The sequence below is a fragment of the Actinosynnema sp. ALI-1.44 genome, from assembly GCF_001984155.1.
Lineage (GTDB): Bacteria > Actinomycetota > Actinomycetes > Mycobacteriales > Pseudonocardiaceae > Kibdelosporangium.
Window position 1 is genome coordinate 1 of sequence record NZ_MTQO01000024.1, and the last position, 17104, is coordinate 17104.

Here is a 17104-nt window from a genome sequence, read left to right on the forward strand (position 1 = left end):
GCTGAGAACACCGTAGGCGTCCAACAGGATGACCAGTTCGTGGTACGTCGGCAATTGGTGACGTTCGAGCCTGCCGAGTTTCTTCGGCTCGATGCGAGCACGCTCACCCGCCTGCTCCTGGGTCCACCTGCCCTGTTCACGGAGCTTCTTCAACGCCCGCACGAGCTTGCGGCCGTGGTAGTTCAGGGGTGGGATCGACCCTGCCATGCTTGTTCCTCCAGCGATACCGCGACCACGGCGTGTCATGGGTGGCACGATGTCGCGTTGTATCTACTGTGGACTACGTACGCTGCTTTGACGTGTCGCCGTTTGGAGTTCTTGCTGAACCTGATCTGCCTTCTCCTTTTCCAGCCCAACACAGGCGATTGCTTCCCAATAGCGTTGCGCATCCGTCTTGGCGACATCGCGGAACATGGCCTCGCGCTCGCGATAGAATTCGCACTTCTGCCGTGCTGTCGCACTGACCGGGGGCAACATCGGCGTCACCGAGTACGCCTGTTGCAGGGTGGTTATACCCTTCCCGATACGCCGTGGCCCCATTTCGGTCATTACTGACGGCTCCTCAGCGTTGCTAGCGCTCGCTACACGGGCGCCATTCGATACAGACCGTGCCATTAACTGTCCGTTGCCCATACCGTCGCCGCCACATCAACCCTGGAATGCCCATATTCAGATCGGGAATCCCGCCACGTGACGGGGTACTTTGTCGGTGTTCAGCTTCACCCGTTGGTGTACGTCTGACGGCGGATGTACGCTGGTCAGCAGCGATAGATCGAGCTCAGCACCATGCGGGGTAGGAAGATGAGCGTTGCCGGGCCACGGAGAAGATTGACCAACGGCGCACGGCGCTGTCCTAGCTGTGGTTCGGTGCTCGCCGCTGACAACACGGCGGCTCTATGCAGTAGGTGCCTGCGCGACCAGCTTTCAGGCCCACCTGCCGACCTCCGGGTTGAATTTTTCCAGACGGACGAATTTAGGGCAGCGTTCGATAGCCAGCATATGGGCCAGGTGTGCAGGGCATACCGACATCATCCTCACTGGCTCGAACTGCTCGGGAAGACGCTCAATCAGGAGACACTGGGGCGATGGCTTGGCCTCAACCAGAGTCAGATCAGCAAGCTTGAAAAGGGTGCGCCAGAGTACAATCTCAAAGCTTTGCGTGAATATGCGGCAGCGCTGAGCCTGCCGCATCACATGCTTTGGTTTGATTTTCCCGGCGAGCGTCGCTACGCATTTTCCGAGGTCGAACCCCGTTCAATGGCCGCAAGTATTGAGTTCGAGTGGCAGGACCCGGCGTTCGAGAATCCCCTGAGAAAACTAGGAGAAAAAGCGGCCGGTGCAGCTTTGGCTGCCTTGACGGCGGCAGAGTCGGCTGCTTTTGGATTGAGGCATCAAGTGGTCGAGATACACGCATCCACGATGGAGCAGATCGAGGAAGAAGCTCGGCAGCTCAGTACGGATTTTATTGCCAACGATCCACTGAACACTTTCATGCGCAGCCGGAGACTACGCGATGACATTTTCACCCTGCTTGATCAGCGCGCGTTTCCTCACCGGCAACGACTTCTGTACGGTTTCGCGGCTCGTACGTGCGGTTACTTGGCGGCAGCAGCGAGTGACTTCTATGGCGACTACGACGCGGCCGCCCGTCAATGCCGTGTCGCGCGTCAACTCTCCGACGCGGCAGATTTTTCTGAATTGCAGTCTTGGGTTCTTGGCATAGAGTCGGGAATAGCCTTCTGGCGTGACGAATGGAAGCGGGCGGCCACTCTCGCCGAGCGCTCGCTAGAACTTGCGGTAACCCGTTCGGGCGTGATGCGCGCGGCTTCAATGAGGGCACGCGCCCTGGCACGCCTAGGAGACAAAGAGGGGTTGCAGGATGTTATCGCCGCATCCGAAGCAAGTTCGATTGATACCGTTGGCGACGAAGAGAACGGAATGATTTTGTTCTCGGAAGACAATCATTTGCGTTGTATTGGCACGGCAAACCTATGGGTCGGTGAAGCGCGTAGAGCACGCGAGCAGCTCACACAAGCGCTCGACGCCTACCTTGCCAGTTCTCCCGAGAACTTCGCTGTAATCACAGTGATCCGAGCAGACATAGCCCTACTCATTGTTGATGGACAAAGATGTTGAAGGCGCGACAGAGGCCCTCACCCCGCTGTTCGAGGTAGATACCAGGCGGAGGCTCGAAGGCGCCGTTCGACGGATGCGCACGCTCAACAGAGTTCTCCAGTCCCAGTATGCGGGCTCAGCACAGGCCAGCGACTTGACATCACGTATCAACACTTTCCTTTCAAGCGTGCATGAAAACTCGAAAGAATTGCCGGAGGGCTCGTGAAACTAAGAGTACTAGGATGCTCGACACCCTACCCGCGGCCTCAATTCCCATGTTCCGGATACCTCGTCTCGTCAACAGAGAACCACATTCTTCTGGATTGCGGCTCTGCAGTATTCGGCGCGTTGCTCGAGCATATCGATCCCAGCAGTCTGTCGGCAGTGTGGATCTCTCACATGCACCCAGACCACTGTGGCGACCTTCCGGCATTGGCGAACTGGGCGCTCAATACAGCGAATGGCCCAAGGATTCCGGTCGCAGGCCCAGAAACCTGGGATGCTCGACTGAACGCGTTCATCTCGAACGACAACAAGGCCGACGTCGTTGCCGACATATTCGACGTCCAGTACCTTCAAGACGGTGGTACACTGTCCGCTGGCGAATTCAACCTGGCAAGCCGACTTGTACACCACTCGGTAGCCACTTATGGCGTACGCGTCTCGGACGGTACGCACACAATCGCGTACTCGGGAGACAGCGGGCCTTGTGCAGCGCTGGATGAGGTTGCCGACAATGCCGACTTGTTCTTGTGCGAAGCGGGCTCGAACGAGCCCGCCGAGTATCATATGACCGCACAGCAAGCGCATGAATTGGCGGTTCGGGCCAACACCAGAAGGTTGATACTCACACACATTCCAGCCGATGCGCCGGTGAACAAACCCGCAGGTCAATCCGCTCCGTCGGACATCGCATACCCAGGCGGCGAATGGCTTACCAGCGAGTGAGCCAAGGCGATCAAGATCTGACAGCATTCGGGCACAACCAGTCAGGAGCGCGGGGACGTTGCTCCCGCACGTGTTCGATACGTGGGGTCCGAGTAGGGCGCCACGTCCCACTACCCGATCAGTGGTAGGACACCTTGTCCTACCACAAGATGGTCCCGATATGTCGGGACTCAATTTCCAGTGACGCCGAGTCTCCGAGCCAGTCCGCGAAGCCGCGCATTCCGTCCGTGCGACAGCAGTTCAGCCACGATTTGACGGGGTAGCGAGTGGTAGCGCATCAGGTCAGGGGCCAGGTGCTCAGCGGCCAGTACAGCATCCAGAGCACGCTGGTCTTGACCGAGCCTGGTGTGTGCGAACGCCTGATCGTAGAGGTTGCGGGCGCGAGACACGATCGGCAGTCGAGTGTCTGTCGGCAGACGTTCCGCGGCAGTGAGCGCCGCCGTGTAGTTCTCAGTGACTACGTGGACGTCGACTGTCTGCATGGTCACCTGGGACACCCCGAACGACGTTTCATAGTCGTTGCGGTCACCGCCTAGGCGTTCGGCGAAGTGCATCGCCGTTGTGAGCAGGTCGTTGGCCTCGCGTACCCGCTGACCTCGCCCGGCAGCACTAGCCGCTGTTAGCAGAAGGTGACCGTAGGCTGCCATGTGCGGTAGTGGTGCGTTTCCCGTCGGTTCGATCTGCCTTGCAGCATGAAGAGCGACTTCACGGGATTCGTCGTAACGACCCTGTGTCAGGAGCAGGTGAGCGGCAGAACTCCGCATCATCGCCTCCAACAACGGGTCCGAGCCGTGTTTGACCGCATCGAGTGCGTTCCGGATGGCAAGCCATGCAAGATCCGGTTGACCAAGTCGCGTCACGGTGCATCGGGTGACGCAGTACATCTGGGCCAATAGCTCGTACGCCTGAGCGTGTTCTCCGGCAGCAGCCGTTCTAGCTGTAGCGCGGAGTTGTGCTATCCCAGCAGGTATAAGGGTGCCAAGTTGCTCCAGCCGCCCGGCCCAGTAGCTTCCCCATGCGTACTGGACGATTCGACGCGCCTCGGTAAGGGTTACGGGTTGACCGTGTCCTGTTACGTCACTTTGTACGAGGTCGTCTACAGAGGTCAGTGCGTCTCGGATGGCAATCACCCCAGTGTTGGGGTTGTTGGACGGCATTGACGTTGGCCTGGCAAGGAGCTCCGAAAGATCAACATCCAAGGCACGGGCGATTCGATGCAGACTGCCGATCGACGCGGTATGACGCTTCCCTTGTTCGAGCTTTCGAATCAGATCCACGCTCACCTGCGCGGCGTCGGCCAGCTGTTGTTGCGTGAGCAACTTGCCGCGCAAGGAACGGATGCGTGCGCCGATTGGCAACTCATGGTCACCCATGACTGACCTTCTTTCGCGGAGTTGCGCCTCTTCGCGTGCCCCCGGTGGCCAAGCCGGGGGCGTCCCTTCGTGAAGAGGTGCCCATAAGGCTACCCACCAAGTAGTTACGCGTGGCCATGGACGGTCAGCAGTGACCCGCTCGTCGTGACCCAAGCAACCAATGTGGCATTCGTTGCGAAAAACGCAACCAAGGCGGCATTCGTTGCGTCCCGGGTACGCCGCGTGAGAGCACTAGTTGCGGTAGTGGCTGGTGCGCAGCAGTGCGGCACGGGTGGCCAGCTCGAGGTCGAGCCTGCCGTGGGGTTCGGAGAACTGGCTGCCGAACATCTCCTGCAGCTTGCGCACCCGGTACCGGAACGTCTGCACGTGCACCCCGAGCCGCTTGGCGGCTTCCTCCGCCTGGCCCCGGCCGGGTCTGCTCAGCCACTCGTGCAGGGTCGCCAGCATCCGTTCGCGTTGCTTGGGCATCAGGTCCGCCAGCGGCGCGAGCCTGCGGTCGATGAGCTGTTCGAGCAGGTAGCCGTCGGTGAACAGCAGCAGGTTCACCGATTCGGCCATGCAGTCGATGACCGGCCTGCGCAGCGCCGGGTACCGCTCCACGAGGTCAAGCGCGCGCACGGCGACGGCGAGCGAACCCGACACCTCGGCGAGCGGTGCCGGGATGCCGATGGCGGCACGCCAGCCGGGGCAGCGGTGCGGGAACGACTTCAGCACCGGGTCGCCGGCGCGCACGATCAGACAGGTGCGCCCTTCCCATTCGCCCGCCAGCACGTTCGGGCCCAGCTCACCGAGCGGCTCGGTACCCAGCCGCGCCAGTGCGATCCCGATCGCCGTCCTCGGCATCGGCCAGTTCACCTCGCGGGCCAACTCCTCGTCGGGTTCGTTCGCCATGACGAGGTGGAACAGCCGACGCCTGCGCATCACCATGCTTTCCTCGCCGGGGTCACGCGCCGCTGTGTAGCCCGCGGCGCAGACCGTGGCCACTTCGGCGATCCGGGCCGCGATCACGGGTCTGCCCGCGACCTCGGCGGCGACCTGGAACACCCGGCGCAGCGAATCGCCGGACAGCCCGTCGGCGACGGCCAGCGCGCCGAGGCTGCGGAACATCCTGACCCATCTGGCGTCCATCGCGCCGGGTGCGGTTGCCCAGTCGAGTGCGGCGCCGAGCACCGCGCCGAAGGGGCCGGACAGCTCGATCTCAGGCGACTCGGCGCGCAGCCGCGCGGTCACCTGTCCATGGAGCAGCGAGGTGGTCGCTGCTGCGTTCAGACCAGACACACTCACAGAGTGTCAATACCGCCGTACCGAGTTCATCGTTGAAACTACCTAAAGGACTGCTCCGACAGCTTCGAGTTCACGAACCACGCGGCGATCTGGGCCCGGTTTGTCACCTGGAGCTTGACGCGGATGTGTTCGACGTGTGATTCGGCGGTGCGCCGGGCGATGGACAGCTCCTCGGCGATCTCGTTGTTGGTCATCCCCCGTGCGACCAACTCGGCGACCTGCGCCTCGCGCCTGGTCAACGGCGAACTGGCGAGCTGGCGCTGCGGTGGTGTCCGGCCGCCGACGGCGAACCCGACGGCTTCGTCGGCGTCCATCCGGACACCTTCCATGAACTCGGCCGCGGCTTCGATCAACCCCAGTTCGCCGGTCACGAGTTCGATGTCCTTGCGCATCGGCTCGACGAACGAGGCGTAGTTGGTCGGCATGGCGCCGAGGGCCTGCCAGAGTTTGGTGGCGGCGCCGAACAGCCGGGCGGCCCGGCGCGGCCGGTCGGTGTGCGCCGCGCAGCCCGCCATCACGGTCAGGGAGAACGCGAGGATGGTCCGGTCGTCGGTCATCTTCTGCAGGCGCAGCAACTCCAGCCCGGCCTTTTCCGAGGACCGCACGTCCCCGCGCAGGTACTCCGCCGCGCTGTAGGACCACAGCGCCCAGGACCGCCAGAACACCTCGCCCGCTGCCACGCACCGGCCGACCGCGTTCTCCAGGATCCGGCGGCCGGAGTCCGGGTCGCCCGCCAGGCTGACCGCCAGGCCGTAGTTGTACGTGGCCCACAACTCGCCACCGTGGTCGTCCTGTTCGCGGAACATTTCGATGGCCAGGCCATACAGTTCGGCGGCGCGCGCGGGTTGGTCCCCGATCAGCGCCGCGTACGCCCGCACGTGGTGCACGTAGGCGCGCGCCCGGACGTGCCCGCTCGTCTCCGCCGCGACGCAGGCCTGCTCGAACGCCGTCATGTCGCCCTGCACCAACGCCAGGAAGGCGTACTGCCACTGACCGTCGGCCCACTCCGGGTCGTCGTCCGCGACCAGTGACAACAGTTTGACCAGCCACATCCGGCCTTCGGTGTTCAGACCGGCCACCACCCAGAACTCCTTGACGGCGTTGATGATCCGCATCCCGCTGGGGGCCTCGTGCGGCTCGGTCAGGCAGAAGTCCAGCGCGGCCCGCAGGTTGGCGTGCTCACTGCGGATCAGCTCGATCAACGACACCTGGTGCGGCCCGAACCACTCCTGTTCGAACCGCGTGGCCAGCCCGACCAGCCAGTCCCGGTGCAGCCCGCGCAACCGGGCGGTGTCACCAGTGGCGCGCAACTGGTCCTCGCCGTACTGGCGGATCGACTCGAGCATCCGGAACCGGACCGCGCCCGCGTGGTCCTCGCGCAGCAGGATGGACTTGTCGATCAGCCCGTCCACGGCCTCCAGCACCGACTCGATGCCGTCACCACCGCACACCTCCTCGGCGGCGTCGAGGTCGAACCCGCCCACGAACACCGAGGCCCGTGCCCACAGCAGACGTTCGGTGTCGGTGCACAGCTCATGGCTCCAGTCGATCAGCGACCGCAGCGTCTCGTGGCGACTCGGGCCCCATCTGTTGCCCTGGTTGAGCAAGGTGAACCGTTCGTCGAGCCGGTCGGCCAGCTGGCGCACCGACAGTGAACGCATCCGGACCGTGGCCAGCTCGATGGCCAGCGGCAACCCGTCCAGCGCACGGCACAGCCGCACCACGTCGTCCGCGTTCTCCCCCGTCACCGCGAACGAGGGCAGCACGGCGGTCGCCCGTTCCACGAACAGTTGCACAGCTTCGGAACTCGTGGCGTCGTCGACGCCGTCCGGCACGCTCAGCGGCGGTACCGGCAGCACTCGTTCGCCGCCCACACCAAGGGACTGCCTGCTCGTGGTCAGCACCACCAGCTGCGGGCACGCGGTGAGCAGCGCGTGCACCAGATCCGCGCAGGCGTCCACGAGGTGTTCGCAGTTGTCCAGCACAAGCAGCAGCCGCTGCTCACCGATGTACTCGACGAGCTGGTCGATCGGGCGCAGCGAGGAGTGGTCGCCCAGTCCCAGCAGATCGGCCACGGTACTGGGCAGCAACTCCTGCTCGCGCAGTTCGGCCAGTTCGACGAACACCACGCCGTCGGGGAACCCCGGCCGCGCCGCGTCCACCGCGCGCAGCGCCAGCCGGGTCTTGCCCACCCCACCGGGTCCGGTCAGCGTCACGAGCGACGCCGCGCCGAGTAACTCGGCGGCTTCGCGGATCTCGGCGCGACGCCCGACGTAACTGGTCAACTCGGCCGGCACGCGGCGTTCCATCGCCAACCACCCCCGTCTGATCCGGACGGCCATTGTGCCGTGCAACCAGCCGGAGCGCATCCTTAACAGTTGGAGGTCGCTGGTTTTCCCGCTACGCGGTCGGCGATGAACGCCCTGGCATCCGCGTTCCCGTGATACACCAGGGTTATGTGGTCGGTCGCCTGCGTCTTCCACGTCAGCTCGACGCCTTTGCCGCAGTACGCGTCCCGCAACGCCTTGGCCTGCGAGTAGTCGACGAGGTCGTCGCTGGTGGCGTGGTACTGCAGGACCGGGACCTTGATCGGGGTGGAGCCGAGCTTGTTCTCCGCGACCCTCGCCAGCCACGGCGGCGTGAGGACCGGGCTGCTCGTGGTGTAGTCGAGCAGCTTCTTGTCCTTGTAGTTCAACAGGACTTCCATCGTGCACGCGTCGGCGCGCATCTCGGTGAGCAGCGCCCGTCCCGCGTTGTTCAGATACGTGTCCAGCTTCAGATCGGGGTATGCGGTATCCAATCCCGACAGGGAATACATCAGCAGCCCGAAACCACGCTTGCCGTCCAGTTGCAACGCCACCTGGGTCAGGTCCGCGGGCACGCCACCGCCCACCACGCCGACCAGGTTGAGGTCGGGCGCGTAGGCGGGTTGTTGCTCGCCCGCCCACATCGCCGCGCCGCCGCCCTGCGAGTAACCGCGGAAGGCGACCTTGGCCGTTGTGGACAGCTTCGTTTCCGGAAGTCGTTGTGCCGCACGGACCGCGTCGATGACCGCGTGCCCCATGGACTGTCCGACCACATAGGTCGTCCGCGGGTCCGGTTCGTATCCCTCGTAGTCGGTTATCGCGACCGCGTAACCGGCGGCGATCATGTCGTTGACAGCGGGCTGTTCGTAGAAAGCCCCCGCGTCGATCATCTTCGACGGCGCGCACCGGAAAGCCGGGCCCTGGGTGCCCGCCGCCAGACCGATGATCGGCGCGGTGGCCGGGTCGACGCGCTTGGGGACGAGCACGGTCCCGGTGACCGCGTCGGGCTGGCCCAGCGCGTCCGTGGACCGGTACATCACCTGGTAGGCGATCACGGATTCGTTGATCGGGGTCTTCGCCGGGCCGATCTTGGCCGGGCGCCAGCGGATGACGTCACCCGGCGATCCCGGCGGCAACGGCACGGGTGGGACGTAGAAGCTGTCGTCGGCCGGGCCGGGGTCGACCGCAGCGGCCGGAGCGGCGGCGACGGTCACCGCGGCGGTCATCGCGGCGAGAATCGCGGATAGTGCGCGCATGTGCTGTCTCCGATATTTCGAGGTCGATAAATCGTAACCTACCCGCCAGTAATGTCAGAGGCAAACATCCGCTTGAACTGTCATTGCGAAACAATTTCAAGGAATGGTTCATACCTTTTTACCACGGTGCCGACCAGGCCAAACGACCCAACTTTAGCAAGATCGTATAGTTCCTGACGAACGGACTGTCAGTACTCGACAATAGTGCATCATTGACATTGATCCCGGTCATATTTATGGTCGATGGATCCTTGCCCTGCTTTTGTCACACAGGAGTGGCGATCATGAGGACGGAACTCGACCGTGCCGTGGGCACGCCAAGCCAGCAGGCGCTCACGGCCGTGCCGAGAGAACTCGCCGAGCGGATGCGGCCACACCTCGGCCAGATGGTCCGCGACATGATCGTCGAGATCCAGCGCGCGGTCCCGGCGTACCGGCAGCCGTTGGAGGGCAAGTTCGGCGAGATGCTCATCGGTGGCGTGCAGACGGCCATCGAGGAGTGCTACGACACCATCGGCACCTCGCCGGCGCTGCGACCGGACTGGCTGCAGTTCTTCCGCTACAGCGGGAAAGTCGAGTTCCTCGAAGGCCGGACGATGGACGCGCTGCAGACCGCCGTGCGGATCGGCGGGCGAGTCGCGTGGCGGCACCTGTCCACCGCGGGCCGCGCGCTCGGCATCGAGCCGGACACGCTGTTCGCCGCCGCCGACGCGATTTTCGCCTACGTGGACGAACTGTCCGCAGTGGCCGTCGAGGGCTACACCGAAGCACAGGCACGAGCAGGCGGTGCGCTGGAACGGCGCCGCCAGCAGCTGTTGAAGATGATCCTGGCGAAACCGCAGGCACCGAGGGAAAGCATCGCCGAACTGGCGGTGGCGACCGACTGGGAACTGCCGGACCAGCTGGCGGTGATCGCGTTGGAGTACCGCGACGACCAGCACCAACTACCCGCGACCGCACTCGGCCCGCAGGTCCTCGTCGACCTGGAAAGCGCTGAACCCTGCCTGGTGGTGGCGGCGCCGGACACCCACCTCCCACGCCTGGCGGGGGAACTGCGCGGCCGCCGCGCCGCCATCGGCCCGATCTCCCCGCTGTCGGACGCACGGCACTCGATGCGCTGCGCCCGCACCGCGCTGACACTGGTGCAGCGCGGTGCCTTGCCGCAGCAGCCGATCACGTGGTGCCGCGACCACCTGTCCACTTTGCTCCTGCTGTCCGACGAATTCCTCGCCGCTCAGCTCGTGCGCCGCGCGCTGGCGCCGTTCGCCGAGTTGACCGAGAAGCAACGCGACCGCCTGACTGCCACCTTGCACGTCTGGCTCGGCACCAGCGGCAGCATCAACGAGATCGCCAGCAAGCTGGACATCCACCCGCAGACCGTGCGCTACCGCATCGCCCAGCTCACTGAACTGCTCGGTGACCGGCTCAACAACCCGGCCGAACGCCTCAACTTGGAGATCGCTTTGCGCGCACGGCAATTGATCGATCCCAGGTGATCGATCCGCGCTGGGCCTCGATCCGCGCTGGGCCTCGATCCGCGCTGGGCCTCGATCCGCGCTGGGTCTCGATCCGCGCTGGGCCTCCACCTCGATGTGACGACCGCCCGGCGACCACTGCCGGGACGACCACGGCTGTGGGTCCGGTCCAGCCGTGGTTCCTCCACGAAACCTGTGCCAAACGAGAGCACCCGCGGCCAGCGCGCGCTCCATCTCCTACGCTCAACGCCGCGACACCAACGAAGGTTCCAACCCCGACGAACTCGCCCACAATACTTGACACCAACGCACCTCGCCTGATCCGGATCCGGATCGGCGAGGCGAGGCGAGGCGAGCTGAGCCGAGGTGTGAAGGAACGACGGCCGGACTGGGGCCGAGGCGCTGGCTGGGGCGTGGTGAGGCGAGCCGCCCGGGCGAGCAGCGCCGCAGCAAGGCGACCCCAGTTCGGCAGTCCGGCGACCCCAGTTCGGCGTCTACTGCTCGGCGAGCAGCCGCAGGTCGGCTTCCTCGCACCCCTCCGACACGTCCAGCCGGATCACCGACATCTGGTAAGGCAGGTCCTTCGCCGGATTTCCCCGTTTCACCACGTGATCGTGCTGCGGCAGGCGCAGCGAACTGCGGGTCCACTGCTCGAACGGCCCCCACAGGTACACCTTGGCCACGTTGCCGCGGCCCCTGATCCGACCCTGGTCGCTGAACACGGTCGACGCCAGCGGTTGGCTCGGCGCGTCGTCGGTCGGCTCCGGCAGCACCGCGGTCAGGAATTCCGGTGTGGACATCAGCGACCCTGTCGAGTCGGCCGTCACCATCGGCATCACTTGTTCCGGCGCCTGGTCGAGCAGTGCGTCGCGGATCCGGTCGGTCAGCTCGTCCTTGGCGATCGTGCCGCAGTTGCCGTTGCGGAACTCGCGCAACAGCTTGTCCCTGGCGTGTTTCGGAGGTTTTGCCGGGTCTGCCTGTGCGTCGTTCGGGCCTGGGCCCGGCGAGGCGTCCGGGTCCACCTGCCCACCGCTGCGTCCTTCCGGGTTCGGGATCAGGGTCTGTTTGAGCACGCCGTAGAGCCGCGTCAGCCAGCCTTTGCCGAAGACGTCCTTGGTTGTCCGGTCGATCACTTCGTCGAACTGCTCGGTCGTCACTTCCGGCCGTGCCACCCGGAACGCCTCCGGGCGCGTCATGTCCGCCGGGCCTGGCACCGACGCGTGCGCCTCGCCGTAGGGCTCGTGCAGCATCCAGCCGATCACCTCGCCCCAGTCGACCAGCACCTCGTACACCGACGTCAGCCGGTCCACTTCGGCGGGCCACCGTTCGATCGCCGCCACGTGGGCTCGCAGGCGGGAATCCACGTACTGCAGGTCCCGTTCGAGTGCGGCGGCCCGCGCTGCCAGCGCCAGCATCCACAGCACCGCGTATCCGCCGCCGAGGATCGCCGCGCTGACGGACAGGATCAACGCCCACTGCGGCAACGGGGTGACCGCGACCGACACCAGCCAGCCCACCAGGCCGATGAACCCGATCAGCATCGCCCACACCTGGTTTCCCAGCCGGGTGCGGATCCGGTCGAGTTCGTTGAGCACCGCCTTGCGTTCCCGCTGCGCCTCCGCGTACTCGACCGCGCGACGGCCGAGGTCACCGCTGGCCTTCCGCATCTCGTCGCTGACGTGCGTGCTCAGTTTGCCCAGCAGCGACTTGTCCTCGCGTCGTTCGGTGACCCAGTCGTTGACCCGGTCGCGGAACGCCTTGAGCTTGTCGCCGCCCGGCAGTTCGGCGAGGCGTTCGTACAGCGCCGCGATCATGTTCACGTCACCGGGCCGGATCCGCCGCGTGGGCGGCAGGTCGATGCTGCCCAACACGTCCTGTTCGGACTTGTCCAGGTCCAGCCCGCGGCGGGGCGGCGGGGCGACCCACTTCGGATCCGACACACCCGGCCGCAGCGTGTTCCACGACGCCTCCACCTCAGGTGGCAGGTCACCGCCGTCGACCAGGCTGAAACTCAGCCGCCGCAACGGCGACCACACCTGCGTCGACACGGGCACGGTCCCCGGCAGCAGGCCCCGCAGCTGGTCTGGCGCGTCCCTGGCCACCTCGAGCATCTCCCCGGCCGTGACGACCCTGCGGCCGATCTCGTTCGGCGCGACGTCGACGACCGTGCGTTCGAGCCATTCCTGTGCCGCGGTGGCCAGCTCCATGGTCCCGCTCTGCTGCCACTCCAGCATCCGGATCTTGGCCAGCTGCAACGAGAACCGCACGAGCATCCGCAGGGTCTTGACCGCGAGGTGGTCGGTGGGTTCCTTGATCTCCAGCCGCGGCGGGCGGTACGAGAACTCCCCGTCCTCCATCTTCAGCATCATCGCCACCGCCGCGTCGACCACGGCCTCGTCGTGGGCCGTGCGGTTGGGGTCCGGGCCACGGTGCCGGTTGAGCGACGTCACGCCGTCGCGCATCAGCCGGTCGACGACCTCCTCCGGCATCATGCGGCCGTCCACCACCCGCGCCATGGCACGGGTGACCACGATCCGGCCGTGGTTGCCCGCGCCTTGGCCTTCGATCTGGTCGAACGCGCCGCGATCCGCGTGCCGCCACAGCCCCGCGACGGACGCGCACGCCAACGCGGTGTGCGCGCGGAAGATCTCCGGGCGGCTCAGGCCGAGGTCGATCGCGCCTTCCCTCGGCCGGTCCTCCGGCGAGACGATCACGTTGATGTCGCACCCGGGTTCCAGCAACTGCTTGGTCCACACGTCGGTGCCGTCGGGCACCAGCAGGTTGATGCGGCGCAACACGGTCTGCGAGCCCAGCCGTGCCTTGAGGTCGTCGGCGAAGGACCACAGGTCGCTCATCGGCTCGTCGCCCTTGTGGACAGCGGTGATCGGCCGCAACGCCACGACCCGCACGACTTGGTACTTGTTCTGGCCGTAGATCTCACGCACCGGCATCGTCTTGGTGTCCACGGAGGTCACGTACCGCACGGGTGTTTGCAACGGGTCGCCGTGGGCGAACTGGTCGTCGGAGAGGTCGAGCCAGATGGAGTCGTGCAGCAGGCCCGCCGCTGTCCAACCCGCGATGGTGTCGCGTTCGACCTCCGTGTCGGCTCCGGCGACGAAGGTGATCGTGTCGACCTCGGCACTGGTCCCTGAGTCGTTCACAGTACTTCGCCTCCGACCTCGCGGCACAGGTCTTCCAGTACTTCGTGCACGTCGGCGCGCAGTTCCCACGCGCGGTCCGGGGCCAGCGGCAGTTCCACCGGCAACCGTTGCACGGCTTTGCCCAGCAGCTTCTCGATCTGGGTCGCGATGTTGCCGCCGGACTGGGTGTTCTCCCTGACCAGGTCGGTGACCCGGCCGAACTCGGCCAGCGCGCGGTACGCCTTGACCGGCTCCGAATCCTCGGCCAGCGATTCGATGAACACCAGCGGGAACGACTCGAGCACGGCTGCCAGCGCGTCGAACGGGTCGCCGACCATGACCGGTTCGCCGAGCAGCGGCGCGGGGAACGACAACTCGTTGCCGGGTGCGGTGATCCGCACCTTGGTGCCGTGGCCGGTGATCTCGATCCGGTCGAGCAGGTGCGCCACGAACCAGCCGCGGACCATCTCCCGGCGCATCGGCGCGGGCAGCGGCACCACGCGTGTCAGCGGCCGTGCCCGCCGCCAGCGCGCGAACCCCGCGCGCTGGCCCGCGTTCTCGGATTTCTGCTGCCAGTCCGAACGGATCGGGTCGGTCAGCGACAGGAACGCGACCGGGTGGCACGGCGCGCCGAGGAACGTGGTGAACTCGATCTCGCCGGAACCGGCCACGTTGAACTGGTCCGCGGCCTTGTCCTCGTCGAACCCGGCGCGTTTGACCAGCAGCTGCAAGGCCTTGTTGTACGCGTCGGTGCCCTTGCGCAGCGGGATCTGGCTGATCAGCGGCCGGTTGCCGATCGTGCCCTCACCGGCTTGCAGGCTGCCGTACGACGGGTCCATCTCCACCAGCGGCGCGGACGCCAGCAGTGCCTGCTCGAACTGGGCGGCGAACCGGTCGATCCGGGCGCGTTGCTCGGCGTCGGGCTGGTCCCCGCCGAGCGCGTCGGCCAACGACTGCTCGATGTAGGAGCCGAGCCCGGGTGCGGACGTCGCCCATTCCTCGCAGCGGGCGAGCAGGTCGGCCGCGGCGACCTCGATCCGGTAGACCGCCCGTTGTTCGGTCGCGTCGGCCACCCATTCCCGCATCACCTCGGGCCGCCAGGTCGCGGTCTGTTCCAGCAGCGACGGCAGGTCACCCGACCCGTCGCCGATGATCTTCCTGACCGCGGCGGTGACCGCGTCGCCCTTGAGCGACGCCGAGACAGCGGTCTGCAGCAGCTCCAGGAACTTCTCCGGGTAGTCGTCGATGTCGTCGACGAGGAACTGGGTCCGCACCGGCTCGAGCGACTTCGGCACGCGGAAACCGGGCGACGGCGGCCACTGCTCGACCACCGACGGTTTCCCGTCCACAGCGGACTCGACGTCCCTGCGCAGCGCGTCGAGGCCTTGGCCGAGCTCGGCCACCAGTGGTTTCAGCAACTCGCGCACCAGGTTCTTGAGCAGCTTCGCCGCGCGTTTGCGGACGACGCAGTCCACCGAGCGGCCGAACGCCGACTCTATCCCCCATTCCAGGCCGGCGATCACGCGCTCGTTCTCCGGCGGGAACAGCCTGCGGCGGCGGAACAGGTTCTTCGGCGGGTCCTCGCCGAGGCCTTGGCCGACGCGTTCGCGGTAGGTCCCCGCTTCCTGCTCGTCCTGCTGGGCGCCGTTCTCCAGGTGCGGGATGGCCTCGTCGGTCAGCACCCGGATCGTCTCATGCAGCAGCCGAAGGGTGACCGGCAGACCGTCGGACACGATCGACTTGACCGTCGTCTCCCTGATCCTGCCCTGCACGGCCGTGATCCACGCCTCGGACGTGGCGTCGAGCAGTTGTTGTTGCTGCCGCACGAAAGCGTCCCGCCGCTCGCCGATCAACGCGATCAGCGTGCCGCGCCACTCCGACACCTGTTCGGGGTTCGAGCCAGCCGCCGCACGCACCTCGCGGCACTGGGTCTGCAGCACCTCGTCCCGTGGCGGCCGCAGTGCCTCGTAGACGTCCTCGACCGGGTGGTTGAAGTCCGGGCCGCCGAGCCCTGCCTGCCGCATGAAGTGCTGTTTGCGTTGCCGGACAACAGCGTCCATGTCGACGCTGACACCGGGCGTGCCCTTCATGATCCGCTCGGCGGCGGCCCTGGCCAGGCACTGGCCGACGTACTCGCGGAACAGGCCACGGCCGAGGCCCACGCTGGCGTAGCCGAGCGCGGAGAACGGCATGGCCACGTCGTTGCCCGCCAGTCCGAGCGGGTCTGGCCGGGTCGCGGCCTGCTGCCAGTTGCTCTGCACGTAGGAGGAGAACTGCTTCTGGATGCTCGGGCTGGTCGCCCATGCGGCCACGGTCCGGCCGACCGCGGCGAAGACCTCCTGCTGGGTGCGGAAGTTGACCTTCTGGTTGGTCGAGCCGACCAGGAACGCACGCGCCGGGCCGCTGCGCGGCAACTGGTTGCCCACGGTGACGCCGGCCAGTTGGTGCATCGGGTCGATGGTGGGCTCGCTGTTCCAGTACCCGGCGAGCAGTTCGGTGACCGTGGCCAGTGCGTTGGCCTGCACGCCCTGCCGGACGTCGTCGGCGAGGCCGGCGAAGACGTCCGGCGCGTAGAGGATCGCGGTGGAGTCCGCGGCCCACGAGTAGTGGTGGCCGCGCAGCAGGTCGCAGACGTCCTGGAACATCCCGGAGCCGGTGCCGCCCGCGAGCGACGAGATCACCACCGCGACGGGGGCCGTGTCCTTGGCCATGACAGGCGGTTTGCCGGTCAGTTTGGTGGTCACCGGTTCCAGGCTGGCCGCCGCGTCGGCGTGCCGGACCCGTTTGACCACGGTGGTCAGTTCTTCCTTGATGTGCTTGAGGCGGGTGATGGCCAGTACCCGGCCGATCGAGCGGTACTGCCCGGCGCCTTCCTCGATGGCCACGTTGACCTTGGCCGGGTCCGGTCGCCAGCCCGCCATCGCGCTCTTGGTCTGTTCGCTGTTGCCCAGTGCGCGGGCGATCGTCCGGTAGGTGACGTCCCGCTGGACCAGTCCGACGTAGGTGTAGTTGCCGGACTCGGGGATCGCGAGGTTCTCGTGGGTTTCCTGGGTGGTGCGGCTGTCGACGTGCAGGAACTGCCAGCCCGACGGCATCTCGTTGATGCCGACGCGGCGCAGCCTGGTGCTCAGCTCGTTGTACAGGTGCAGCAGGGTGTCGCCGCCGGACCCGCCGACTCCGACGAACAAGAAGGGTTGGGACACAGGT

At 66.0% G+C, this 17104-nt stretch carries 11 protein-coding genes; 3 read left to right on the top strand and 8 right to left on the bottom strand.

Annotated elements, in window-relative coordinates; translation table 11 throughout:
- Both ALI144C_RS02140 and ALI144C_RS53985 read right to left on the bottom strand, forming a co-directional pair.
- The coding region (locus tag ALI144C_RS02140) for a helix-turn-helix domain-containing protein (protein ID WP_168211145.1) at window positions 1-207 on the bottom strand (207 nt) is incomplete at its 3' end.
- A gap of 63 nt (window positions 208-270) precedes the next feature.
- The gene (locus ALI144C_RS53985) at window positions 271-549 is read right to left on the bottom strand and encodes an AMED_5909 family protein (protein WP_143230338.1); all 279 of its coding nucleotides are present in this window, start codon (window positions 547-549) and stop codon (window positions 271-273) included.
- Window positions 550-867: 318 nt separating this feature from the next.
- Between ALI144C_RS53985 and ALI144C_RS53990 the strand changes: the two genes are divergently transcribed.
- Together ALI144C_RS53990 and ALI144C_RS02150 are read left to right on the top strand one after the other, a co-directional pair.
- Window positions 868-2136: a hypothetical protein gene (locus ALI144C_RS53990; RefSeq protein ID WP_143230339.1), complete on the top strand. Its 1269-nt coding sequence runs from the start codon at window positions 868-870 to the stop codon at window positions 2134-2136.
- Window positions 2137-2337: 201 nt separating this feature from the next.
- On the top strand, window positions 2338-3063 hold the full coding sequence (locus tag ALI144C_RS02150; RefSeq protein WP_076985288.1) for an MBL fold metallo-hydrolase: 726 nt from the start codon (window positions 2338-2340) through the stop codon (window positions 3061-3063).
- Window positions 3064-3233: 170 nt separating this feature from the next.
- Here ALI144C_RS02150 and ALI144C_RS02155 read toward each other — a convergent pair whose 3' ends face one another.
- The 4 genes from ALI144C_RS02155 to ALI144C_RS02170 all read right to left on the bottom strand — a co-directional run bounded on the left by ALI144C_RS02155 (window position 3234) and on the right by ALI144C_RS02170 (window position 9282).
- Window positions 3234-4436, bottom strand: coding sequence for a helix-turn-helix domain-containing protein (locus ALI144C_RS02155; protein WP_076985289.1), 1203 nt, complete (start codon window positions 4434-4436; stop codon window positions 3234-3236).
- Between the two features lie 231 nt (window positions 4437-4667).
- The gene (locus ALI144C_RS02160; RefSeq protein ID WP_143230340.1) at window positions 4668-5714 is read right to left on the bottom strand and encodes a PucR family transcriptional regulator; all 1047 of its coding nucleotides are present in this window, start codon (window positions 5712-5714) and stop codon (window positions 4668-4670) included.
- 44 nt (window positions 5715-5758) lie between these two features.
- Entirely contained in the window at window positions 5759-8029 is a 2271-nt protein-coding gene (locus tag ALI144C_RS02165) for an ATP-binding protein (protein WP_143230341.1), read from the bottom strand.
- Between the two features lie 62 nt (window positions 8030-8091).
- Window positions 8092-9282: a lipase family protein gene (locus ALI144C_RS02170; RefSeq protein WP_076985291.1), complete on the bottom strand. Its 1191-nt coding sequence runs from the start codon at window positions 9280-9282 to the stop codon at window positions 8092-8094.
- A 284-nt stretch (window positions 9283-9566) separates the two neighbouring features.
- On the opposite strand from ALI144C_RS02170, the gene ALI144C_RS02175 reads away from it, so the two are divergent.
- The gene (locus ALI144C_RS02175) at window positions 9567-10778 is read left to right on the top strand and encodes a PucR family transcriptional regulator (protein WP_076985347.1); all 1212 of its coding nucleotides are present in this window, start codon (window positions 9567-9569) and stop codon (window positions 10776-10778) included.
- A 473-nt stretch (window positions 10779-11251) separates the two neighbouring features.
- Here the strand turns inward: ALI144C_RS02175 and ALI144C_RS02180 are convergent, their stop codons facing one another.
- Together ALI144C_RS02180 and ALI144C_RS02185 are read right to left on the bottom strand one after the other, a co-directional pair.
- Window positions 11252-13918 (bottom strand): hypothetical protein, encoded by a 2667-nt coding sequence (locus tag ALI144C_RS02180; RefSeq protein WP_076985292.1) that lies wholly within the window; start codon window positions 13916-13918, stop codon window positions 11252-11254.
- Window positions 13915-17100, bottom strand: a complete 3186-nt coding sequence (locus ALI144C_RS02185; protein WP_076985293.1) for a tubulin-like doman-containing protein — start codon at window positions 17098-17100, stop codon at window positions 13915-13917. Before ALI144C_RS02185 ends, ALI144C_RS02180 begins: the two co-directional genes overlap by 4 nt.
- Window positions 17101-17104 lie beyond the last annotated feature (4 nt).